Origin of the sequence: Halomonas sp. JB37 (genome assembly GCF_002332255.1) — a bacterium.
GTDB classification, from domain to species: Bacteria; Pseudomonadota; Gammaproteobacteria; order Pseudomonadales; family Halomonadaceae; genus Vreelandella; species Vreelandella casei.
In genome coordinates this window covers 1,327,574-1,349,922 of record NZ_NRGW01000001.1, presented here as the reverse complement: position 1 = coordinate 1,349,922, position 22,349 = coordinate 1,327,574, and the positions used below count along the sequence as shown (strand labels likewise).

General features: G+C 53.5%; 17 protein-coding genes and 5 tRNA genes. 9 read left to right on the top strand and 13 right to left on the bottom strand.

Going from position 1 to position 22,349, the window contains the following annotated elements; all coding sequences use genetic code 11:
• Positions 1-33: 33 nt before the first annotated feature.
• Positions 34-495, bottom strand: coding sequence for a heme-binding protein (locus CIK78_RS06310; RefSeq protein WP_096278273.1), 462 nt, complete (start codon positions 493-495; stop codon positions 34-36).
• 242 nt (positions 496-737) lie between these two features.
• Between CIK78_RS06310 and CIK78_RS06305 the strand changes: the two genes are divergently transcribed.
• From CIK78_RS06305 to CIK78_RS06285, 5 genes are all read left to right on the top strand, one after another.
• Positions 738-1,421 (top strand): GntR family transcriptional regulator, encoded by a 684-nt coding sequence (locus CIK78_RS06305; protein ID WP_096278271.1) that lies wholly within the window; start codon positions 738-740, stop codon positions 1,419-1,421.
• A gap of 213 nt (positions 1,422-1,634) precedes the next feature.
• Positions 1,635-3,134, top strand: a complete 1,500-nt coding sequence (gene glcD / locus CIK78_RS06300; RefSeq protein ID WP_096278269.1) for a glycolate oxidase subunit GlcD — start codon at positions 1,635-1,637, stop codon at positions 3,132-3,134.
• A 53-nt stretch (positions 3,135-3,187) separates the two neighbouring features.
• Positions 3,188-4,288: a glycolate oxidase subunit GlcE gene (gene glcE / locus CIK78_RS06295; protein WP_096278267.1), complete on the top strand. Its 1,101-nt coding sequence runs from the start codon at positions 3,188-3,190 to the stop codon at positions 4,286-4,288.
• Between the two features lie 16 nt (positions 4,289-4,304).
• The gene (glcF, locus tag CIK78_RS06290) at positions 4,305-5,537 is read left to right on the top strand and encodes a glycolate oxidase subunit GlcF (RefSeq protein ID WP_096278265.1); all 1,233 of its coding nucleotides are present in this window, start codon (positions 4,305-4,307) and stop codon (positions 5,535-5,537) included.
• An 86-nt stretch (positions 5,538-5,623) separates the two neighbouring features.
• The gene (locus CIK78_RS06285) at positions 5,624-6,025 is read left to right on the top strand and encodes a heme-binding protein (RefSeq protein ID WP_096278263.1); all 402 of its coding nucleotides are present in this window, start codon (positions 5,624-5,626) and stop codon (positions 6,023-6,025) included.
• Between the two features lie 126 nt (positions 6,026-6,151).
• Here the strand turns inward: CIK78_RS06285 and CIK78_RS06280 are convergent.
• From CIK78_RS06280 to CIK78_RS06240, 9 genes are all read right to left on the bottom strand, one after another.
• Positions 6,152-6,228: transfer RNA gene (locus tag CIK78_RS06280), tRNA-Asp, on the bottom strand.
• Positions 6,229-6,312: 84 nt separating this feature from the next.
• Positions 6,313-6,388, bottom strand: a tRNA-Val gene (locus tag CIK78_RS06275).
• 30 nt (positions 6,389-6,418) lie between these two features.
• Positions 6,419-6,495: transfer RNA gene (locus CIK78_RS06270), tRNA-Asp, on the bottom strand.
• Between the two features lie 100 nt (positions 6,496-6,595).
• A tRNA-Asp gene (locus CIK78_RS06265) sits at positions 6,596-6,672 on the bottom strand.
• 84 nt (positions 6,673-6,756) lie between these two features.
• A tRNA-Val gene (locus CIK78_RS06260) sits at positions 6,757-6,832 on the bottom strand.
• 116 nt (positions 6,833-6,948) lie between these two features.
• Complete coding sequence (locus CIK78_RS06255; RefSeq protein WP_096278260.1) at positions 6,949-7,671, bottom strand: alpha/beta fold hydrolase; 723 nt, start codon at positions 7,669-7,671, stop codon at positions 6,949-6,951.
• Between the two features lie 26 nt (positions 7,672-7,697).
• Complete coding sequence (gene ttcA, locus CIK78_RS06250; protein WP_096278258.1) at positions 7,698-8,609, bottom strand: tRNA 2-thiocytidine(32) synthetase TtcA; 912 nt, start codon at positions 8,607-8,609, stop codon at positions 7,698-7,700.
• A gap of 114 nt (positions 8,610-8,723) precedes the next feature.
• Positions 8,724-9,389 (bottom strand): DNA polymerase III subunit epsilon, encoded by a 666-nt coding sequence (locus CIK78_RS06245; protein WP_255249090.1) that lies wholly within the window; start codon positions 9,387-9,389, stop codon positions 8,724-8,726.
• The gene (locus CIK78_RS06240) at positions 9,386-11,233 is read right to left on the bottom strand and encodes a DUF294 nucleotidyltransferase-like domain-containing protein (protein ID WP_096278256.1); all 1,848 of its coding nucleotides are present in this window, start codon (positions 11,231-11,233) and stop codon (positions 9,386-9,388) included. Before CIK78_RS06240 ends, CIK78_RS06245 begins: the two co-directional genes overlap by 4 nt.
• A 667-nt stretch (positions 11,234-11,900) precedes the next feature.
• Between CIK78_RS06240 and CIK78_RS06235 the strand changes: the two genes are divergently transcribed.
• The 4 genes from CIK78_RS06235 (at position 11,901) to CIK78_RS06220 (ending at position 18,636) form a co-directional block, all read left to right on the top strand.
• The gene (locus CIK78_RS06235) at positions 11,901-12,161 is read left to right on the top strand and encodes a DUF4212 domain-containing protein (protein WP_096278254.1); all 261 of its coding nucleotides are present in this window, start codon (positions 11,901-11,903) and stop codon (positions 12,159-12,161) included.
• Between the two features lie 6 nt (positions 12,162-12,167).
• A complete protein-coding gene (locus CIK78_RS06230; RefSeq protein ID WP_096278252.1) occupies positions 12,168-13,949 on the top strand; it encodes a sodium:solute symporter family protein in 1,782 nt (593 codons plus the stop codon).
• Positions 13,950-14,057: 108 nt separating this feature from the next.
• Entirely contained in the window at positions 14,058-14,570 is a 513-nt protein-coding gene (locus tag CIK78_RS06225; RefSeq protein ID WP_096278250.1) for a hypothetical protein, read from the top strand.
• A gap of 124 nt (positions 14,571-14,694) precedes the next feature.
• A complete protein-coding gene (locus CIK78_RS06220; RefSeq protein ID WP_096278247.1) occupies positions 14,695-18,636 on the top strand; it encodes a NahK/ErcS family hybrid sensor histidine kinase/response regulator in 3,942 nt (1,313 codons plus the stop codon).
• A gap of 26 nt (positions 18,637-18,662) precedes the next feature.
• Here CIK78_RS06220 and CIK78_RS06215 read toward each other — a convergent pair whose 3' ends face one another.
• The 3 genes from CIK78_RS06215 to CIK78_RS06205 form a co-directional block, all read right to left on the bottom strand.
• A complete protein-coding gene (locus CIK78_RS06215; RefSeq protein ID WP_096278245.1) occupies positions 18,663-19,325 on the bottom strand; it encodes a response regulator transcription factor in 663 nt (220 codons plus the stop codon).
• Between the two features lie 276 nt (positions 19,326-19,601).
• On the bottom strand, positions 19,602-21,551 hold the full coding sequence (gene acs / locus CIK78_RS06210; RefSeq protein WP_096278243.1) for an acetate--CoA ligase: 1,950 nt from the start codon (positions 21,549-21,551) through the stop codon (positions 19,602-19,604).
• A gap of 224 nt (positions 21,552-21,775) precedes the next feature.
• On the bottom strand, positions 21,776-22,324 hold the full coding sequence (locus CIK78_RS06205; protein ID WP_096282292.1) for a SprT-like domain-containing protein: 549 nt from the start codon (positions 22,322-22,324) through the stop codon (positions 21,776-21,778).
• Between the last annotated feature and the right edge of the window lie 25 nt (positions 22,325-22,349).

The window sequence follows — 22,349 nt, the reverse complement described above, 5'->3', positions numbered from 1 at the left end:
CCGCTCTTGAATCACAATTATCCCGCTATATTGCTAGCTAGGCTCAAGCCCCCAACGTAAACCTGCTAGCTCAATACCCGCTATAGCGGCCTGCTGGTCTTCATCAGACGAGGCACCGCTTACGCCTACCGCGCCAATCACACATTGCTGATCATTCAAAATGGGGACTCCGCCCGCCACGGCCACAAAATGCCCCTGGGAAGCCGCCGAAACGCTGGCAACAAACGCCGTGCGTTCAGCGTTGCGAACTCCTAACACGCCGCTGGCAACCCCGATGCCAAGTGAAGCATAGGCTTTCCCCTGCGCCACTGGAAAACGCAACGGTGCACAGCCATCTTCCCGTTCTGCTGCCACTAAATTACCGCCGCCATCTAATACCACGATGGTTAGCGGCGGGAGTCTGGCTTCGCGGGCCAGCGCTATAGCGCCTTCGATTACTTTTCTACTTTGTTCCCTAGGAAGCTGCACGCTGCAGTGGAATACTTGTCCGGCCATCGGTTTTACCTTTGTGATTGTTAAGATGACAATATCGCCAGCAAAATGCTGACATCGTGAATACTGAATTCATAATTACTTTTGCAGATCATGCAAATAATAGCCACTATGCAAAGACGGTTTTAAGCAAAGTCGGCTGTACTCGGCGCTAGGTTTAAGCAAATGGTATCGTGCTCAAACGATCCAAGTGGTCTGGGTAGCTTGGCAACAAGTCAAGTGCGCCACTGACAAGGAACTGAAGAATGACAAAGATATTGCAGCGCAACTTGTATCGCGAAGTGGCCGATAGAATTGGCGAACTCATTGAGCACGGCGAGCTTTCCCCCGGAGAACGAATATCTGAAAAGCAGCTGTGTGATCGCTTCGGCGTATCGCGCACGCCTTTGCGTGAAGCGCTGAAGGTGCTCGCCACCGAAGGCCTTATCGAGCTGCTGCCCAACCGAGGCGCACGGGTGGTACAGCTGACCTTCAAAAAGGTTAAAGACACTTACGATTTAATGGCGGCCCTAGAAGGGCTATCCGGTGAACTTGCCTGTGAGTACATAAGTGACGCTGAAATTAGCGCCATTCGAAAGCTCCACGATACGATGCTAGAGCACTACCGTAATCGCGATCTATTGCCCTATTTCAAGGTCAATCGCCAGATTCATGAAAGCATTCTGGCCGCGGCGAATAATGACGTTTTACAAGAAACCTATAGCAACTTAAATCAACGCGTTAAGCGCGTGCGTTACTCCAAGAAAATGACCGAGCGTTACTGGAGCCAGGCGGTCAAGGATCATGAAAACATGATGGCGGCGCTCGAAAAGCGTGACGGTGCGCTGTTAGGCCAAATCCTGCGTGACCACTTGTGCAATAAAATTGAGGTAGCCACGTTAGCGGGCGTGATTAACCCTGATTATGACAAGAGTATCGCTAACGGCTGAGCGGACCTAGCGCCACTCAGCAGCACAGGAAGCGTTCTGTCGACTAATGAATGGTAAGACCAATGCACCACGGTCTAGACAGACGCGCAAAAAAAGCCCAAATTGAAACCACGTGGCGCAAACGCGCTGTACGTGAAATATGCACGTGCCTGAAATATGTTCGTGAAAATAGCCAGCGTTATCCTTTAATGACAATAAGCATGGGATGTCATCATGAATATCCTCTTTGATGAGCGCCTAGATGGTCCGCTCGTTAGCCGTGATAAAGCAGAGGTTTTAAACGACCTGCAGCAATCCATTCCCGCAATGACACTTCTGCATCGTGAGGAAGACCTGAGACCTTTTGAGTGCGACGGGTTAGCAGCCTATCGCGTATTGCCCATGTTGGTGGCGCTGCCTGACTCGCTTGATCAGGTGGAAAAGCTGCTCAAACGCTGTCATGCACTCAGCGTACCCGTTGTCACCCGCGGTGCAGGCACCGGGCTTTCAGGCGGCGCGCTGCCGCTGGAGCAAGGTGTACTGCTAGTGATGTCGCGCTTTAACAAGATTTTGAAAGTCGACCCTGATGCTCGTTTAGCGCGTGTTCAACCCGGTGTGCGCAACCTGGCTATTTCTGAAGCCGCCGCGCCCTACTCGCTCTACTACGCGCCCGACCCTTCATCGCAAATTGCCTGCTCTATTGGCGGCAATGTGGCTGAAAACGCCGGCGGCGTGCACTGCTTAAAATATGGTCTTACGGTGAATAACGTAATGCGCGTTGACGTGCTCACCATTGAGGGCGAGCACATGACATTGGGGGCTGAGTCGCTAGATGCGCCCGGTTTTGACCTGCTGGCACTAATGAACGGTTCAGAAGGCATGTTGGGGGTAGTTACTGAAATTACCGTCAAGCTATTGCCCAAACCGGAAACGGCTAAAGTGCTGATGGCAAGCTTTGATGACATCGAAAAAGCCGGTCGGGCCGTTGGTGACATCATTGCCGCAGGCATTATTCCCGGCGGCCTAGAAATGATGGATAAGCTCGCCATCCAAGCCGCTGAGGATTTTGTCAGAGCTGGCTACCCACTCGACGCCGAGGCAATTTTACTCTGCGAGCTAGACGGCGTTGAGGCTGATGTCGACGACGACTGCGCTACCGTACGCCGAGTATTGGAAGATGCCGGGGCCACCAACATCCAGCAGGCTCGCGATGAAGTCGAGCGTGCCAAGTTCTGGGCGGGGCGTAAAAATGCCTTTCCCGCAGTGGGCCGTATGTCGCCGGATTACTATTGCATGGATGGCACGATTCCACGCCGCGAACTTCCCCGGGTGCTTAAAGGCATTGCCGCCCTTTCACAAGAAAGCGGGTTAGCCGTGGCCAATGTGTTTCACGCAGGCGACGGCAATATGCATCCGCTGATCCTATTTGATGCCAACCAAGAGGGCCAGCTGGCGCTTGCCGAAGAGGTGGGTGGCAAGATTCTTGAGCTCTGCGTGGCCGTGGGCGGCTCTATCACCGGCGAGCATGGCGTTGGTCGCGAAAAAATCAACCAAATGTGCAGCCAGTTCCAGCCGGATGAAATTAGTGTTTTTCATGCGCTAAAAGCGGCTTTTGATCCACAGCGGCTGCTGAACCCAGGTAAGAACATTCCGACGCTGGCACGCTGCGCTGAATTTGGTGCGATGCATGTGCATAACAACGAGTTACCACACCCGGAGTTGCCACGTTTTTAACATTTACCCTAGCCACGATAATAACTAGGCAAGACCCAAAACTAGGAAAGACCATGACCGAACGAGCGATGCATGCCGCCGACCGCGATATCGCTGATGCCCTGTGCGAACAGGTGCGCAGCGCGTATGCCGAACGCACCCCGCTACGTATTGTAGGCGGAGACACCCGCGCTTTTTATGGCCGCCCCGTGGAAGGCCAAACACTGCAAATGGCCGAACACAAAGGCATTGTGAGCTATGACCCGGTAGAGTTAGTGGTAACCGTGCGCGCTGGCACGCGTATTAATGACTTAGAGGCCGTACTAGCAGAGCAGAATCAAATGCTGGCATTCGAGCCACCACTATTCGCTGAAAGCAGCACCATTGGTGGCGCCGTCGCCACTGGGCTTTCCGGACCTCGCCGCCCCTGGGCGGGTGCGGTGCGCGACTTCGTGCTGGGCACGCGAGTGATCACTCAAGAAGGCAAGCTGCTCCGCTTTGGCGGCGAAGTGATGAAGAATGTCGCCGGTTACGATCTTTCGCGCTTAATGGCTGGTGCACAGGGCACTCTAGGCGTACTGACCGACATTTCCTTTAAAGTGCTGCCGATCCCCACAGCCACTCACAGCCTGCGGTTAACGTACAGTCTTGATGATGCGCTCAAAAAACTCGCCGAACTGGGCCGTCAGCCGCTGCCAATCACGGCGGCTGCCTGGCATCACGGCGAGCTGTTTCTACGCTTAGAGGGCGGCAAAAGCTCGGTTCAAGCGACGCAGGAACGCTTGGGCGGTGAGTCGCTTGATGCCAGTTTCTGGCGCGAGCTACGCGATCATACTCACACGTTCTTTCAGCCCGACGATGATCAAGCGCTGTGGCGCCTATCGCTGCCGCCGAACACGGCGCCTCTAGCCTTGGATATTCCTGAAACAAATATCTTTTACGACTGGGCGGGCAGCCAGCGCTGGGTAAAGACAACGTTGGATGCAAACACGCTGCGCGCTACCTGCAACGCCGCGGGCGGCCATGCGACCTGCTACACACCTCATTCCCAGGGCGGCGCCGTAGATCCCTTCACACCGCTAAACGCGGTAGTGGAAAAATATCATCGTAACCTGAAGGCGGAACTGGATGCCCATGGCATATTTAATCCCGGTCGTCTTTATGCGGCGTTTTAATCAGGAGAGCTGACATATGCAGACGCACTTTACCGATGCCGATCGTCAAAAGCCGCATATTCAGGAAGCGGAGCGCATTTTACGCACCTGCGTTCACTGCGGCTTTTGCAACGCCACTTGCCCAACGTATCAACTGCTAGGCGATGAGCGCGACGGCCCGCGTGGACGCATCTATTTAATGAAGGAGTTGCTCGAAAGCCGCGACGATGACGACCAGGTCACCGATGAGACTCGCCTACACCTTGACCGCTGCCTGACGTGTCTTAACTGTGAAACCACCTGCCCTTCGGGCGTGGAGTACCATAAGCTGCTTAACATTGGGCGTGCTGAAATTGAGCGCCGCGTACCCCGCCCGCCCGGTGAGCGGGCTCAGCGCTACGTACTGCGCAAGATGATGGTTGATCCTAAACGCTTTCAAGCGCTCTTGAAGCTTGGGCAAACCTTTAAACCGCTGGTGCCTGCCAAGCTGCGCAGTAAAATGCCTACGGCCCCCGTGGATGCCGGTACTCGCCCCGATGCCCACAGCCACGCTCGCCAAGTATTAATGCTAGAAGGGTGCGTACAGCCGGGGCTGTCACCGAATACCAATGCCGCTACCGCGCGCATACTTGATCGTTTAGGTATTAGCGTAACGCCTGTTTCTGAAGCAGGCTGCTGTGGCGCGGTGGATTTTCACCTCAACGCCCAAGACGACGGCCGCACCCGCATGCGCGCCAACATCGACGCCTGGTGGCCGTACATTGAACAAGGCACCGAAGCTATTGTACAAACCGCCAGTGGCTGCGGCGCCTTTATTAAAGAGTATGGTTACATGCTCAAGGATGACCCCAGCTACGCGGTGAAAGCGGAAAAGGTCAGCGCTCTGGCTAAAGATATTGTCGAAATCTTGCGCGATGAGCCGCTAGAGGCGTTGAACGTTAACGACTCAAAGCGGCTGGCCTTTCACTGCCCGTGTACGCTACAGCACGCTCAGAAACTCAATGGAGCGGTCGAAGGCGTGCTTACTAAGCTAGGTTTCTCTTTAACGCCTGTTCAGGATGGGCACCTTTGCTGTGGGTCGGCGGGCACATATTCTATTACTCAGCCTGAGCTTGCCACGCAGCTGCGTGACAATAAACTCAATGCACTTGAGGCAGGCAAGCCGGACGTTATTGTCACGGCCAATATCGGCTGCCAGACGCACCTTGCCGGCGCAAACCGAACCCCAGTGCGCCACTGGGTAGAAATCGTCGATGCAGCACTTCCCTAACCCTTAGCTTTTAAAACTTAACCCCTGCGCCGCGCTGCTACTTAATAGCGCGGCGACTCACTCCCTCCCTTAAAAAGGATTACACCATGCAAACAAAAGCCATTCTTGCCCAAGCCGATGTGATTAGCGTACTGGATGCTGCACAGAAAGAAGCCGATAGCAATAGCTGGCCCGTGACCATCGCGGTAACTGACGACGGCGGCCACCTGCTGGGCCTGCGCCGTTTAGATGGTGCTGCCCCCTTCAGCGCTGAAGTAGCTACGCAGAAAGCGCGCAGCGCAGCGCTAGGCCGTAAAGAGACACAGGTATTCGAAGAGATGATCAACGGCGGACGCACTGCGTTTATTTCTGCGCCGCTGCAAGGTCTTCTCTCAGGAGGCGTGCCGATTATTGTCGATGGTCATGTAGTGGGTGCCGTCGGCATTTCAGGCGTCAAACCTGAGCAAGATGTGCAAATTGCTAAGGCGGCCGTTAGCGCCATTGCTTAATACTCGCGCGCCGCTAAGCGGGTAGACGCAATAAAAAAGCCCGGATCAATGATCCGGGCTTTTTTGAATTTGTTCGGCTAATGCCGATATAGCTTTTACATCATTACGACATCTTAAGTGCTTTAATGGCGGACCGGACGAGACTCGAACTCGCGACCTCCGGCGTGACAGGCCGGCATTCTAACCGACTGAACTACCGGTCCGTTATGCACATCAATACTTAATTTCACTTGTCTTACTATTACGCTATTACTGCTTTTCCTACAACGTATCTTTACCATCTAAGATGGTGGGTGGTACTGGGTTCGAACCAGTGACCCCCAGCTTGTAAGGCTGGTGCTCTACCAACTGAGCTAACCACCCAATCTAGCTTACTATCCATCAGTGTTATCGTGGCGGACCGGACGAGACTCGAACTCGCGACCTCCGGCGTGACAGGCCGGCATTCTAACCGACTGAACTACCGGTCCGAAGTGCGATAACATACTTTTACTGCAACATCTATTCTAAAACATCTTTGTTACAACAGCATCAGTGAAACAGTATGCAAGCTGGGTAGCGATGTGATGTTGGCGGACCGGACGAGACTCGAACTCGCGACCTCCGGCGTGACAGGCCGGCATTCTAACCGACTGAACTACCGGTCCGTTATGCACATCAATACTTAATTTCACTTGTCTTACTATTACGCTATTACTGCTTTTCCTACAACGTATCTTTACCATCTAAGATGGTGGGTGGTACTGGGTTCGAACCAGTGACCCCCAGCTTGTAAGGCTGGTGCTCTACCAACTGAGCTAACCACCCGCTGGACACGTGGCGCTGAATTCTACAGAAGACTTGTTCAATGTCAACATGCTACGTTTAAAACTGTTCTTAAAACGATGCTTTAAACCCGCGTGCTGCTCTGCTTCTGTGAAGCCTTAGCCGTAAGCGCGGACGAAGGATGCCGCAATTTGGGTCGCTTCGTCAATCAAAACCTTATGCGTTTGGCCAGAAGAGCGGCGAGGCCTGAAATCATGGTCGCCATCTTCTAGCCATGCGAGGTGGGCATTGGCTGGCAAATCATAGCTTGCGACGTCATTGCGGGTGCCGAACGGGTCTCTCTCGCCTTGTAAAACAAGCAAAGGGCACTCAATGGCTGGCCAGTGGTCCAGTCGAAGCTTGTCAGGCGCTTTAGGCGGATGAAACGGATAGCCAGCCACCACGACCCCAGGACATGCCTGCTGGCTCGCTAGCAGCGTTGCCACACGCCCTCCCATTGATTTCCCCCCGACCCACAAAGGAAGCGCCGACAGTGGGCTGAGCAATGCATGCCACTCAGTCAACTGCACAAGTGTTTGGGCAATTGGCGGAGGCGGTCGGCGCTTACCCGACTCTTGCATCTGCTGCATATACGGAAAGTCGATACACAGCACTTGCACTCCCTGCTGGGCCAAAGAAGTGACAAATTGCTGCATGAACGCTGACTGCTGGCCGGCCCCCGCCCCGTGGGCAAACAGTAATCGCCCTACCTTGGCCTCGCCATGTACTGAGAGCGGCCCCCTATCTTGCACCAAAAAACGCCCCGCTGGCTGGCGGCGAAACGCGTCGCTCAAAGCCTCAGGGCGTACCGTGTTATATCCAGATAACGCATAGTGTGACACGCACGGCTCCTAGCTATTCAATTAGGCTAGCCAACGTTAAAGGCCTGGATACGCCCCGCCATCAACTCCGCTTGCTTGGCCTCTAAGCCTTCGAAATTGAAAAGGCTGCGGTCTGCCAACTGTGATGGCGCAATGTTGGTAACGGCTTTGAACATGCTTTCCAGGCGGCCGGGGAATTTCTCATCCCATTCGGCGAGCATTTCTTTGACCACTTGGCGCTGCATATTGGGCTGAGAGCCACACAAATTGCAGGGGATAATCGGGAATTCCATTAGTCGCGAGAATTCAGCAATATCGGCTTCTTTGCAGTAGGCCAGCGGCCGAATGACCATGTTTTTACCGTCATCGGACAGGAGCTTAGGGGGCATTGCCTTCAAGCTGCCGCCGAAAAACATATTCAGAAAAAGCGTCTCAAGAATATCTTCGCGGTGATGCCCTAAAGCAATCTTATTGGCCCCAATCTCTTCAGCAAAACCATACAGCGAACCACGCCGTAGGCGTGAACACAGTGCGCAGGTGGTTTTACCTTCGGGCGTTTTCTCCTTCACCACCGAGTAGGTATCACGCTCCACAATGTGATACTCCACGCCTTGCTTATCCAGATAGGCAGGCAGCACGTGCTCAGGAAAACCCGGCTGCTTTTGATCTAAGTTGACCGCTATCAGCGAAAAATTGATCGGCGCGCTGCGCTGTAAATTGCGCAAAATTTCCAGCATGGTGTAACTGTCTTTACCACCAGACAGGCACACCATTATGCGGTCACCCTCATTGATCATTTGATAATCAATAATCGCATTGCCCACTTCTCGGCGTAAACGCTTTTGCAGTTTGTTAAATTCGCGCTTTTTCTTGGCGCCAGCAAAATCCTCTGAGGCGCCCTGCGCAGGATTAACGTGAGCCGAGGAAAGATGAGGATCAAAATGATGAAGAGATTGCATGGTATAGGCACTACCGAGGGTGAAAGATGCTGAAAATGAAAAGCAGCTGCCATTCTAGCAACACTCGCTGCATTGACCCAACATTCAACCTCGCCGCTCGGCGCCAACCCTTGTCTAAATAGCCTCTGCCATAACGCGCTGCAGGCGCATGTACAGCAGTGCGCTAGCCGTGGCCTCACCTAATATGCCTTGGGCAGCCCCCATTGCGGGCACCTGCCAGCAGGCCAGCGCCTGGGCAAAGCTGCTTGGCGCGTCAACCTCAGGATGCACGCGCCGTAGCTGGCGCTGGTGTAATTTCGCCACATCGACCTGGGCATTAGGCAGCTCAAAGTTTAGGCGCGCGCTTAGCAGCGCATTGAGCGCTCCAATTCGCTGATCCAACTGCCAGCCCACAACGGGGCGATTACCGATGAACTCCACTAACGCACTTAAGTTACCGCTGCTTGGCGCCGTTATCTCACCTGCTTGCCACAGCAGGCGATGGCGGCGCAGCGACGCATTATCAGCCTGGCCCGGCGTGCCTAACGTCAGCACAAAGGCCTGGCTGGTCAGTATCCGTTGCTGATTAAACACGATAGCCGCCAAGCTAATGACCGGTGATGACCCTGTTGGCGTTACACAACAGGTGAGCGCCACCAGCTCTTCTCCCATGTAGGGTTGAAATAGCCAGGCGTAGGGGGAGCCAGCACAACGCCTCCGGTCGCTTTCACGACGCAGCAACGTGCGTAGCGAGCCGCTAAACAGCGCCACGTGCCGGTCTAGCAGCCATATTCCACTCACGAATACTCCAAATGATAACGATGCGAAAGACGCTGTTTAAAGTCTTTAACAATGTGCAGCGCCTGACGCAGTAGGTCGCGCTCTAGTGATGAAAGCGATTGCACCACGACACGATTAGCTCGGCTTGCCTCTTGAGCTCCGTGAAGCGTTCTTTGGTCACTCACCGCTTCTAACGCATCAAGCTGCTGCTTAAGACGCAGCTCGGCAAACAGCGATAGCGCCTCTCCGAGATCCTCAGCAAAGCGACGATCCAAGCGACCATCTGAAGCCAAAGCATCAAGTCGGTCTAGCGTCGAGGTCGCGTTGATACGCCGCTCAAGTGCCATGGTGCGCACACCGTGAACAATAGGAAAAATACCGCCCTTTTTAATATCGATACCGTGCTGAGGCTTTTTTAACGAGCCAAATAGAGTCAAGGGCGTTGAGAAGCGCAGCGCCGTACGGGCAAAATAGGACAGCAACAGCTCGTCATTTGAACAACGTGCAAACAGCTCTTCTCTGACGCTTTCAAGTAGACCTGGATTGCCCGCGACGGCGTGAGCATCAAGCATAATCGCCAGCTTCATCAGGCTATCGCCATCGCGCTCACGGGCCCACTTTGCAATACTGGCTTTCCACTGCGATACGGTGCCCACCCACTCAGCATTAGACACCATAATATTGCCGGGACATGTCGGGTAACCGAGCTGAACCAAGCTGCTAGTAAGCCTTTTCATATCGGCTGAAAGATCAGGCCACTGGACATCATCAGCAAGAATAAGCCCGTTATCTTGATCCGTTTTCAGAACTTGCTCGCCGCGCCCTTCGCTACCCATCACCATCATGCAGCTATGCTCACGATATCGCTCGTCGACGATAAACTCCCAGGCTTTACTTATGATGCGGCCGTTTAACGCAGCGAGTAGATCCATCGCAAAACGCAGTTTAACGCCCTGAGCCATGAGCGCCTTAACAAGCTCTGGAGTGCGCTGGCTAGCCGCCGCCAGCGCCGCCAAGCTGGTCGCCTGTTCAACCTGCAGGCTCACAACAAAACTGCGGCTTGAAAAGTAGCTAAGTACATCGGTAAGTTCGACAACGCCGGTTAAAACGCTGTTTTCCATCACCACTACTCGGGCTACTTGATACCGTGTCATTAGCACCAATACTTCAAACAAGTACTGACCCGGCTCAACGGTCACTAAATTGAAGCGGGCAATCTCATTAAGCGGCGATGTCACATCGCAACTACCCAGTACCAAGCCATTGAGCAGATCGGTTTTAGTCACCATTCCCAGCGTACCCTGGGTGTCCACCAGCAGGCTATCGGCATGGCTATCGTTAAGCTGCTTCACGGCACTAGCAATATCGGTAGATGCTGCAACCAGCAGCGGCTCGCGCATGCACTCGCTGACCTTAGCCAGCATGAAACCCGCCATGGCGACGCCCCCTCCGGCGCGCTTTTCAGTCAGCAAGCGCGCCTTGTGGGTCAACGATTGACGAAAGAAGTCATTAAAGGCTGGGTAGCGATGGCAAAGCTGCTGAAACAGCGCTTTGGGCAATAAATAGCAAAAGCACTCCTGCTCGGCCTTAAAGCGATAGCGGCTTTTACCGTTCAAAATACTGATCGCGCCAAATATATCGCCTGGCGTGTAGTGGCCGATACGCGAGGTAGTCGATGGAAGGGTGGCATCTATTTCAGCCACTTCCCCTTTATGGATTAGGAAAACAAACTCACCCACTTGGCCTGTCTCTAAAATAATTTCGTCGCGATCAAAATAGGCGAGATCAATGCCACGGCGAATGTGGTCACGTCCTTCATCATCAAGAAGCGTAAACGGCAGTTGGGATAAGTCCACCTCAACCATTGTGCATGACCTCATTCAACTAAAAGGTGGGCTAAAAAACGTGGCATAACGCTCAGCGCTGACCCGAGGTAGTCAATCCTTACTTCTACGCGATAAAAAACCCGCTGTTATTATTTGAAACGCGCTATACGGGTATAAAGGATTCACTTCCCAATAGGCAAGCAGAAGGTTGTTATACCTTTAGCTATCACGCTAAAGTCGAAGCGACTTTAGCGACGCGACCAAAGTATTGATATGTTTCTATCAGCATTAGACTAAAAACAAAGTATTTATTTAAAGCAGCCAATAACGCACCACTTACTTACCTACTAGACTATCGTCCTATAGTTCTCAGAACGCCGACCAACTTCGCTCAAATAGCGGTTAAAAATTCTTATTTTCAAGAACATGCACATCACCCATCGATATCTAGCTGCACATTGATACCAAAGTCTGGGATTTATTTTTTTGCATTTATTAGCCACTATTAGCACTGAGCCATGCAGGGTAATCGCACGTTACTAACTCACTCAACTTTGTCTTCTTGACAATAAGCTGACTTACTAAAAAATATCAGTTCGTCAGCCCTAAAACTGAGTAGTTTTCGACGTACGATTACCTTGATGGATTACACGCTATTTCTCGTGAACTTTCCCAACCTTAAAAATCACAAGTGGAGAGAAACACAATGGCAGACGACAAAAGCAATGCTGCTGAATACTGGAAAGCTAACGTCCGCTTAATTTATGGATGCCTAGCCGTTTGGGCATTCGTTTCTTACGGATGCGCTATCCTTTTTCGCCCTCTCCTGGCCGGCATTCCGGTTGGCGGAACTGACTTAGGCTTCTGGTTTGCACAACAGGGCTCAATTCTGACCTTTATCGTGCTGATCTTCTTCTATGCCTGGAAGATGAATAAGCTCGATCAAAAATATGGCCTTGGGGAGTAAGCCGGTATGAGCCAGTTTGCAATTAACTTACTGTTCGTCGGCTCTTCCTTTGCCCTTTATATCGGCATCGCGATTTGGGCACGAGCAGGCTCGACGAAAGACTTCTATGTGGCCGGCGGCGGCGTTCATCCTATCACCAACGGGATGGCTACCGCGGCGGACTGGATGTCAGCGGCGTCGTTTATCTCTATGGCTGGCTTGCTCGCCTCTGGAGGCTACGCGAACTCCACCTTCTTAATGGGCTGGACCGGCGGCTACGTGATTCTGGCGATGCTGCTAGCGCCTTATTTGCGTAAGTTTGGTAAGTTCACCGTGCCAGACTTCATCGGTGACCGCTTCTATAGCAATACCGCGCGTCTCGTCGCGATTGTATGTTTGATTATCGCCTCCGTTACTTACGTTATCGGTCAAATGACCGGCGCAGGCGTTGCCTTCTCTCGCTTTTTGGAAGTTAGCAACACTTGGGGTATCTGGCTTGCCGCGCTAATCGTTTTCCTCTACGCCGTATTTGGCGGTATGAAAGGCATCACCTACACCCAGGTTGCTCAATACGTGGTGTTGATTGTTGCCTACACTATCCCTGCGGTGTTTATTGCCATGCAGTTAACTGGCAACCCCATTCCGATGTTCGGGATGTTCAGTACGCATACCGAATCCGGCGTGCCGCTGCTTGAGAAACTGGACAGCGTCGTAAGCGCACTTGGCTTTCAAGACTACACCGCTGATGTAGATAACAAGCTCAACATGGTGCTGTTCACTCTGTCGCTGATGGTCGGTACTGCCGGTCTTCCTCACGTTATTATTCGCTTTTTCACCGTGCCTAAAGTGGCCGACGCGCGCTGGTCTGCCGGCTGGGCATTAGTCTTCATTGCACTACTTTACCTCACCGCACCAGCGGTAGGTTCCATGGCTCGCTTGAACCTGATGACCACGGTCTATCCAGAGATGGCGGGGCAGGTTGAGAACTACGAAGAAGCGGCGCAAACGCCGATCCTATACGAAGAGCGCCCTGAGTGGTTCCGTACCTGGGAAGACACTGGGCTGATCACCTACAACGACATCAACAACGATGGCCGCATTCAGTTTTACAATGATGCCGTTGACTACACCGATCGTGGTTGGGAAGGTAACGAGCTCAGTGTGAATAATGACATCCTGGTACTCGCTAACCCTGAAATCGCCAACTTACCCGGCTGGGTAATCGGTTTGATTGCAGCAGGCGGCATCGCAGCGGCGCTTTCTACCGCGGCGGGCTTGCTACTGGCCATCTCTTCAGCCATCAGCCACGATTTGATCAAAACGATGATCAACCCAAAAATCAGCGAAAAAGGCGAGATGCTGGCGGCAAGGATTTCAATGGGCGGTGCGATATTGTTGGCCACCTATTTGGGGCTCAACCCGCCTGGGTTTGCAGCACAAACGGTCGCCCTGGCCTTTGGCATTGCCGGTGCATCGCTGTTCCCAGCGCTGATGATGGGTATTTTCTCTAAGCGGATGAACAACTCAGGCGCGATTGCCGGCATGCTGGCAGGCTTAATCAGCACCCTGCTGTATATCTTCACCTATCTGGGCTGGTTCTTTGTTTCGGGTACCAACATGCTGGCAAACACGCCTGACAACTGGTTCCTAGGCATCTCGCCACTCTCCTTCGGTGCAGTAGGTGCAATGATTAACTTTGCCGTTGCCTTTGCGGTCTCTAGCGTGACAAAAGCTCCGCCGCAAGAAATTCAGGACCTAGTGGAAAGCGTTCGCTATCCGAAAGGTGCTGGCATGGCAATAGATCACTAAGTCATAATCGTTCCTGGCGTGTTAGCGTAATGCGGTGATCACGCCTTGGAATCGACCCACCATCGGGCTTCCTCAGGGAGGCCCGATGTCTTTTAATAAGGATAATTTATGATATGGCATTTGATCGCCGCCGTGTTTGCGGGCCTGGCGGCCGCAGGGATCGGTCTAATACTGCGTACGCTGAGCGGCAAACGGCTACCCAAATGGATAGTGCCAGTATTTGGCGGGCTGGGGATGTTGGGCTATCAGGTTCAGGTGGAATACAGCTGGTTTGAGCATAAGCAGGCCCAGCTTCCCGCTACCACCACGGTGATTTCCAGCGACACCTCCACGGCAGTATGGCGCCCATGGACGTTTGCGATCCCCATGACCACGAAATTTAGCGTGATCGACAGCGAAAACATTCGTCTCAGCGAGCAAAATGGCGCCCGCTTAGCAGAGTTTATCCTTTATCAGTTTGAACGCCATTACACGGACATCATCATCACCCAGCCTTATCTGCTTAACTGCGAAAACCGCGAATTAGTCCCACTCGATAAAGAGACACGCGCCCCCATCCTTGAGCAGATACGCACGTTGCGCGATAGCTCCCCCCTACTTCTCAACGTCTGTGCCACATAGGCTTTAACTGTCGCCAGCAAACCTGCGTATCAATGATCGTACAGCGCGCGATATTTCGCCTAGAATAAGGCCTTTTATCAGCAGCGCACGTTAAGCGGATCGCAAACTCTGGCGGGAGAAAAGCATGTTTCACGGCGGGCTACTGGTCGCGGTATCGTTCCTCTATATTGCCGTTTTGTTTTGCATAGCATGGTACGGTGACCGCCGAGCGCGCACGCATGGCGCCACCCGCCGGCGTCCGACTATCTATAGCTTAGCGTTGGCGATTTACTGCACTTCATGGACCTTTTACGGTGCCGTAGGGCAAGCCGCTACAGCCGGCTGGTCGTTCGCCAGTATCTTTGTTGGGCCCATATTAACGTTTTTACTTTTCTGGCCCGTGCTGGCCAAAATGATCCGTGTTGCTAAGCACCAAAACGTTACGTCTATTGCCGACTTTATTGCCTCCCGCTACGGCAAAACTCAATCGTTGGCCGCCTTTGCCAGTCTCGTTGCGCTAGTCGGAACCCTTCCCTACATTGCTCTACAGCTGAAAGCGGTTTCCACCACGTTTAGCGTACTCACCGACGCCACCGATGTAACTCATACGCCGTTGTTTGGCGATACGGCGTTCTATGTCGCCATTGTCATGGCTATCTTCGCGATTTTATTCGGCACCCGGCACACTGATGCCACCGAACATCACGAAGGATTAATTCATGCGGTCGCATTTGAATCGCTGGTCAAGCTGCTGGCTTTCGTGGTGCTCGGCGCCTTTGTCACCTGGGGTATGTTTGGCGGTCTAGGGGAATTAATGGGCCATGCCGAGAGCCAGCTTCAGCTCCAGCGCCAGCTCGCCAATCAGGACTTTGGCCAAAGCTTCTGGGCGCAAACACTACTCGCCATGCTGGCGATTCTTTGCTTGCCGCGCCAATTTCACGTGGCGGTGGTGGAAAACATCCACCCTGACGATGCCTCCAAAGCCCGCTGGCTGTTTCCACTTTATCTGCTAGCCATTGCGTTTTTTGTAGTGCCCCTAGCCGCGGCCGGGCTACTGTTATTTTCTGAAACCGGCGTAGAGCCCGACACCTACGTCCTGGCGCTGTCGGTGGCGTCAGGACACCAGTGGCTGACGCTACTCACCTTTATTGGCGGATTTTCTGCTGCAACGGGCATGGTGATTGTCGCTGCGGTGGCGGTATCTATCATGATTTCCAACGAAATTATCATTCCAGCGCTCTTCCGCCTGCGCTGGTTTGATACCAAAGCACGCGACTATGGCCGTCTGGTGCTGCGCACTCGTCGCCTGACGATTGTCGCTGTACTGGCCATGGCCTACGGGTTTTACCAGCTGCTTGCTGAGTTCACCTCGCTGGCCTCTATTGGCATGCTGTCGTTTGCGGCCGCAGCGCAGTTTGCACCCGCAGTGATTGGCGGGCTTTACTGGAAGCGCGGCAATCGATTCGGGGTTATCGTTGGCATGAACGCCGGCTTCGCGATCTGGGTATATAGCCTGCTAATGCCCGCCATGATCAATGCCGGCGTGCTGCCAACCCTGTGGCTTGAAGGTGGACCGCTTGGGCTTAACTGGCTATCGCCAACGGCACTCTTTGGGCTTAATTTGGGCGATAGCTTTACCCACGGTGTGATGCTGTCCCTTGGGATTAACCTGTTTTGCTACATTTTTGTCTCCCAGGTCACCTCTCAGCGAGTAGTTGAGCGTATTCAGGCATCACTGTTTGTCGATAGCGTGGAAACACGCCAGACCTCGGTCAACCGGCCCTGGACCGGGGCAACCACCGTGGGCGATTTAAAAGTGCTCTGCGAGCGTTTTCTAGGCGCCAGCCAAGTAGGCCGCGCCTTTGAAGACTACGCCCGCCGCACGGGCAAACCGCTGGACGACGGCACCCGCGCATCGATTGATATTATTCAGTTTACCGAGCGCTTTCTGGCCTCAGTGCTCGGCGCATCATCTGCTCGGATTGTGGTCAACTCGGCGCTTCAAGGCCGGGGCATCGGCATTTCGGACGTGATTTCAATTGTCGATGAAGCATCACAGGTATTGGAGTTCAACCGAGCGCTGCTGCAAGCCACTATCGAAAATATTAATCAGGGCATCAGCGTAGTCGATCAGAACCTGCGCCTGGTGGTATGGAACCAGCGCTATCTGGAGCTCTTCCGCTTCCCGGACCACCTCATTCGCGTCGGTGCGCCAATTGATCGCATCTTCCGCTACAACGCCCACAACAGCGAATATGGCCCGGGAGATCCAGAAGAACATGTCCAGCTTCTGCTCGACAATATTCGCGAAGGCCAGCCTCATCGTTACGTGCGCTATCGCCAGGATGGCAGCGTGCTGGAAGTTCAGGGCAACCCGATGCCGGGCGGCGGATTTGTTTATACCTATCAGGATATTACCCAGCAAAAGCGTATCGAAGAGGCGCTGATCCGCTCGGAAAACAATATTCGAATTTATACCGACAACGTGCCCGCGCTGATCGCCTATTTCGACAAAGAGTGTCGCTACTTATTTACCAACCGCGCCTACGAGCAGGCCTTTAATATTGATCGCAACGCGGTCATTGGCCGTCGTTTTGAGGACGTGCTTCAGGTCAAACAGGCCGAGGAGCGCACGCCCTGGGTTACCCGTGCATTAAGCGGAGAGCGCGTGAGCTTTGAAGTCTCGCTGCGCGTTAACGAGGCCATGCGCTATATGCTCGTGACCTACACGCCCCACTTTGGCGACAGCCAAACTATTTTGGGTTTCTTTGCCCTTTATCAAGATATTACCGAGCGCCGCCAAGCTGAGATTGCCCTAGAGGAAACCAACGAAACGCTTGAAGAGCGCGTTCGTGAGCGAACTCAGGCGCTTTCGGAGGCCAACGCAGCACTGCGCCAGGAGAACCGAGTGCGCGCGGAGGCAGAGCTCGCCCTGCGCCAGGCTAAACAGCTGGCGGAAGATGCCAACGCCTCTAAAACGCGCTTTCTCGCCGCGGCCAGCCATGATTTACTGCAGCCTCTTAACGCTGCCCGGCTGTTTACATCGGCGCTAATGCAAAATGTCACTACCCCAGATACCCAGCGCATCGTTGGCCATATCGATAACTCGCTCCAGGCGGCCGAGGAGCTGCTCAGCACCCTGCTGGATATCTCTAAACTAGATGCTGGCGCCTTAACGCCACGTCGCAATCACTTCCCACTGGCGAATATCTTTCGCCCACTGCGCGCCGAGTTTGAGGTAATGGCTGACGACAGAGGGCTGGATTTAGAAGTAGTGCCGACCCAGCTGTGGGTCGACTCAGATCCTCAGATGCTGCGGCGTATCGTACAAAACTTCTTATCTAACGCTATTCGCTATACCCAAGAGGGCCGGGTACTGCTGGGCTGTCGCCGCCAAAATGGCTGGCTCTCTATTGAAGTGTGGGACAGCGGCCCTGGCATTCCTGAATCTAAACTGACCGAAATTTTCCAAGAATTCCGTCGCTTGGATCAAGTCTCGCGGCATAAAGAAAGCGAAAAGGGGCTGGGGCTAGGTCTCTCGATTGCTGATCGCATGAGCCGTGTGCTGGATCATCCTATCAAAGTGCGCTCTACGGTAGGCAAAGGCGCAGTTTTCTCGGTCAGCGTGCCAACAGTGGCGGCCCGGGAAGCTAACGCATCCGATCTCGAGCCTCAAATGCGCCGGAGTGGTCATAAATTGAACGGTACGCGTATCGTGTGTATCGACAATGAAACGCTGATTCTAGAAGGCATGACGGCCATGCTAAGCGGGTGGGGCTGCGAAGTATTTACGGCCACTAGCATTGGGGGAGCGAAATCCATTCTGCGTAATATGGACGGTGAGCCCGATGCTATTCTGGCTGACTATCACCTGGATAATGAAGTGACTGGCTTGATGGCGCTGGAGGCGCTTAGCGAGCGCTTTGAAGGAGCAGTGCCGGGCATTGTGATCACCGCTGACCGAACTGAAGCTGTTGCTGAAGAAATCAAACGGGCGGGTTACCAACTGCTGCTAAAACCGGTTAAACCAGCTGCGCTGCGGGCGTTATTGACGCGTACGTTACAGGCCAATCGCGCGGCGCGTTAAGCGCCGCGTAACGTGCTAGTAAGCGCTTACGATGCAACCTTCGGTGGCTCAACTTCCAACTTCTGGGCAGCAATGACGGCCTGGGTACGTGAGTGCACGCCCAGCTTACGCAAAATCGCGGTCACGTGCGCTTTGATCGTCGCTTCCGAAACGCTCAGCTCGTAGGCGATCTGTTTGTTCAGCAGCCCTTCCGTCAGCATATTCAATACGCGAAATTGCTGGGGGGTTAGCGAAGCAATCGCTTCAGCAAAGCGCGACTCCTCTTCACTGGTTTCTTCCAGTACGTTAGCTAATGCCTCGGGCAACCATACTTCACCCTTAAGAATTTCACCGACGGCCTCAGCAATTAGTTGTAGAGACGAAGATTTAGGGATAAAACCCGACGCGCCGTAGTCAATAGCACGACGAACGACGTAAGGCTCGTCGCTTCCAGATACGACAGCAACGGGAATATCGGGCATTTGACCACGCAACTGAATCAAGCCAGAGAAGCCGTGGGCACCCGGCATATGCAGATCCAGGAGAATCAAGTCAGCATCGGGATGGCGATTCACCACTTCATTAGTGGCTTCCATGGTATCTGCTTCGACAATTTCCGCCTGGGGAGCTAACTGGCGTAACGCTTGGGTCAGCGCTGCACGAAACAGCGGGTGATCGTCAGCGACGATAAACTTATGAGCTACTGCCATGGATATTTCTCCGGTTCCTTGAACAGCGGGGCTGTCTGCTACCCCGACGCTAGGCTCTTGCGGTTTGAAGCATGGTACCCCATGGGCCTCATCATGCCCAAGCATCACATGCACAATTTGTAATTGACCGATCGTACCATTGAAAACTCATACAAAGAAAAATTCATATCAACCAACACAACAGTGCCGACCTACACGGGCCGGCACTGTTTAATTAAAATGGCGCATTACCGCCAATGTTATTGAAAGAATGCTGTTGAAAGAAAAATATCGCCGCTATTGATTCGCGCGATGTTCAATCAATTGGTCGACCACCGACGGATCAGCCAAGGTGCTGGTATCGCCTAGCCCATCGCACTCGTTTGCGGCTATCTTGCGCAGAATGCGCCGCATGATTTTACCGGAACGAGTTTTCGGCAAGCTTGGCGCCCACTGAATGACATCAGGCGATGCAATCGGACCGATATCTTTCCGAACCCACTGCGTCAGCTCTTTTTTGAGCTCGTCAGTCTCCTCGATACCGTCATTCAAGGTGACATAGATGTAGATCCCTTGCCCCTTAATATCATGCGGAAAGCCTACCACGGCCGCTTCAGCAACGGCGCTGTGTGCTACCAATGATGACTCAATCTCGGCGGTCCCCATGCGGTGACCAGACACGTTGAGCACGTCATCAACGCGCCCGGTGATCCAATAGTAGCCATCCTCATCGCGGCGGCAGCCATCACCCGTGAAATACATGCCGTCATAGGTCGAAAAGTAAGTCTGGATGAAGCGCTCGTGATCATTCCAGATAGAGCGCGCCTGCCCCGGCCAAGAATCAAGAATAGCCAGGTTACCTTCGGTGGCACCCTCAAGTATATTGCCTTCATTATCGACCAAGGCCGGCTTCACACCAAAGAACGGTACGGTCGCAGAACCAGGCTTAAGCGGCGTGGCACCAGGCAGCGGGGCAATCATGATCCCGCCGGTTTCGGTTTGCCACCAGGTATCGACAATTGGGCAATTCTCGTTGCCGATAACTCGATAGAACCATTCCCAGGCTTCCGGATTGATCGGCTCACCTACAGAGCCAAGCAGGCGCAGGCTGTCCCGCTTGCTCGAATCCATAACGTTGTCGCCGTGCGCCATTAATGCACGCACCGCCGTGGGCGCAGTATAAAGAATATTAACGTTGTGCTTATCAACGATCTCGCCCATCCGACCGTGGGTCGGATAGCTCGGCACGCCCTCAAACATAAGGGTCGTCGCGCCGTTCGCTAACGGGCCATATACGATATAGCTGTGACCGGTTACCCAGCCGACATCCGCCGTACACCAGTAAACTTCACCATCCTGATAGTCAAACACATACTGGTGAGTCATAGCGGCGTAGGTCAGGTAGCCACCGGTGGTGTGCTTGAGTCCTTTCGGCGCGCCTGTAGAGCCTGAGGTATACAGAATAAATAGCGGGTCTTCCGCTCCCATGGCTTCGGCTTCGCACTCGCTTGACTGTTTGTCGACAAGCGCATCAAACCAAATATCACGACCTTCTTTCCAGTCAATGTCACCACCGGTGCGCTTCACCACCAGTACATTTTTGCATACGTCAGTGCCTTCGCGGGTCAGTGCGGAATCCACGTTTTCCTTAAGCGGCACGTGCTTGCCACCGCGCACCGACTCATCGGCCGTGATCACAAGCTTGGAGTCCGAACCAATCACGCGCTGGGCAACCGCATCTGGAGAGAAGCCGCCAAATACCACCGAGTGCACCGCACCGATGCGCGCACAGGCAAGCATCGCCATAGCGGCCTCAGGAATCATCGGCATATACAGCGTGACGGTATCGCCCTTACCAATCCCTAACTCTTTTAGCGCGTTGGCTAGCTGGTTCGTGCGTGCGTACAGCTCGCGATAGCTAATGTGCTTGGATTCATTGGGGTTATCGCCCTCCCAAATAATCGCGGTTTGATCGCCACGCTTGTCTAAGTGGCGATCCAAACAGTTGGCGCTGACGTTAAGCAATCCATCTTCAAACCAACGGATATCGACGTTATCACGCGCAAAGGAGGTGTTTTTGATCTTAGTAGGTGCCTTAACCCAGTCAAGGCGCTGGGCCTGCTCTGCCCAGAAGGCTTCCGGATCGTCCAGCGACTGCTGATACATGGCCTCATACTTAGCTTTGTCGGCCCATGCTTTGGCGGCGAAATCGTCGCGCACCGGATAGACTTTCTGTTGATTGCTCATGACATTGCCTCTGTGCGTGAAAATGCACTTTCTAAATAAATGATCGTGCTAAAGAAACTGTTGCCGATACCTGTCTTTATGGCGTGCTTTGTGACGTGGGCTGAGTATTATCAGGCCTATCGACTGCTAATAAGGTTCCTCTAGCATAAACCTCCGCGAGCAAGCTTCCCTTTAGACATTGGTATTAAAAAATTTTACTTAAAAAACAAATATTTAAAATAATATCAAAGCACATCTTCTGGTGCGTAGACCAAGGTCTTAACACAGTGTCGGCAGCGATATCCACGTCCGCTTGCCGCTAGCGCATGGCGCCTGGGTGTAAAACGATGAATCCGACAACCACACTGATAGCGATAAGGCGCGGACTGTGCCTGTTGAACATCAAACTGATGCGTCACGCGTGGCGCCAAACCGAACAGATCCCGCATCACCGTTTTCCACTCACGTCCGTGAGGCTTCAAGCGTGGGCCATTATCTAAATGAAATACCAGCCAGTGAGCCATTTCATGTGGGATAACGTCATCAAAAAAAGCCGTGCGGTTTTCACTCAGCAGCACTGGGTTTAAGCGTAAGCCGCCACGGCTGAGATGCGCCTGTCCAGCGCAGGCGCCTCGCAAGTCAAACCAAACCGTTGGAGCGGGTAGCGGCGGACATACCTCACAGCAGCGTTGCCAAGCCTGCTCTACGCGCGCGCGCGCGGCATGGTGCAAATCGGTTGTCGTCATGGCGGCCAGTTCGGCAGCAGGCCATGGAGGCAGAGGTATAGTACTCATTAGTGATAAACTAGCCGTAATAGGT

Excerpts from the sequence above, each read along its gene's own strand:
- CIK78_RS06235 (WP_096278254.1), top strand. The coding sequence starts at position 11,901 with ATGGCAGACGACAAAAGCAATGCTGCTGAATACTGGAAAGCTAACGTC.
- CIK78_RS06310 (WP_096278273.1), bottom strand. The coding sequence starts at position 495 with ATGGCCGGACAAGTATTCCACTGCAGCGTGCAGCTTCCTAGGGAACAA.
- CIK78_RS06215 (WP_096278245.1), bottom strand. The coding sequence starts at position 19,325 with ATGGCAGTAGCTCATAAGTTTATCGTCGCTGACGATCACCCGCTGTTT.
- CIK78_RS06205 (WP_096282292.1), bottom strand. The coding sequence starts at position 22,324 with ATGAGTACTATACCTCTGCCTCCATGGCCTGCTGCCGAACTGGCCGCC.
- glcF (WP_096278265.1), top strand. The coding sequence starts at position 4,305 with ATGCAGACGCACTTTACCGATGCCGATCGTCAAAAGCCGCATATTCAG.
- CIK78_RS06230 (WP_096278252.1), top strand. The coding sequence starts at position 12,168 with ATGAGCCAGTTTGCAATTAACTTACTGTTCGTCGGCTCTTCCTTTGCC.
- CIK78_RS06220 (WP_096278247.1), top strand. The coding sequence starts at position 14,695 with ATGTTTCACGGCGGGCTACTGGTCGCGGTATCGTTCCTCTATATTGCC.
- acs (WP_096278243.1), bottom strand. The coding sequence starts at position 21,551 with ATGAGCAATCAACAGAAAGTCTATCCGGTGCGCGACGATTTCGCCGCC.
- glcD (WP_096278269.1), top strand. The coding sequence starts at position 1,635 with ATGAATATCCTCTTTGATGAGCGCCTAGATGGTCCGCTCGTTAGCCGT.
- ttcA (WP_096278258.1), bottom strand. The coding sequence starts at position 8,609 with ATGCAATCTCTTCATCATTTTGATCCTCATCTTTCCTCGGCTCACGTT.
- CIK78_RS06305 (WP_096278271.1), top strand. The coding sequence starts at position 738 with ATGACAAAGATATTGCAGCGCAACTTGTATCGCGAAGTGGCCGATAGA.
- CIK78_RS06240 (WP_096278256.1), bottom strand. The coding sequence starts at position 11,233 with ATGGTTGAGGTGGACTTATCCCAACTGCCGTTTACGCTTCTTGATGAT.
- CIK78_RS06285 (WP_096278263.1), top strand. The coding sequence starts at position 5,624 with ATGCAAACAAAAGCCATTCTTGCCCAAGCCGATGTGATTAGCGTACTG.
- glcE (WP_096278267.1), top strand. The coding sequence starts at position 3,188 with ATGACCGAACGAGCGATGCATGCCGCCGACCGCGATATCGCTGATGCC.
- CIK78_RS06225 (WP_096278250.1), top strand. The coding sequence starts at position 14,058 with ATGATATGGCATTTGATCGCCGCCGTGTTTGCGGGCCTGGCGGCCGCA.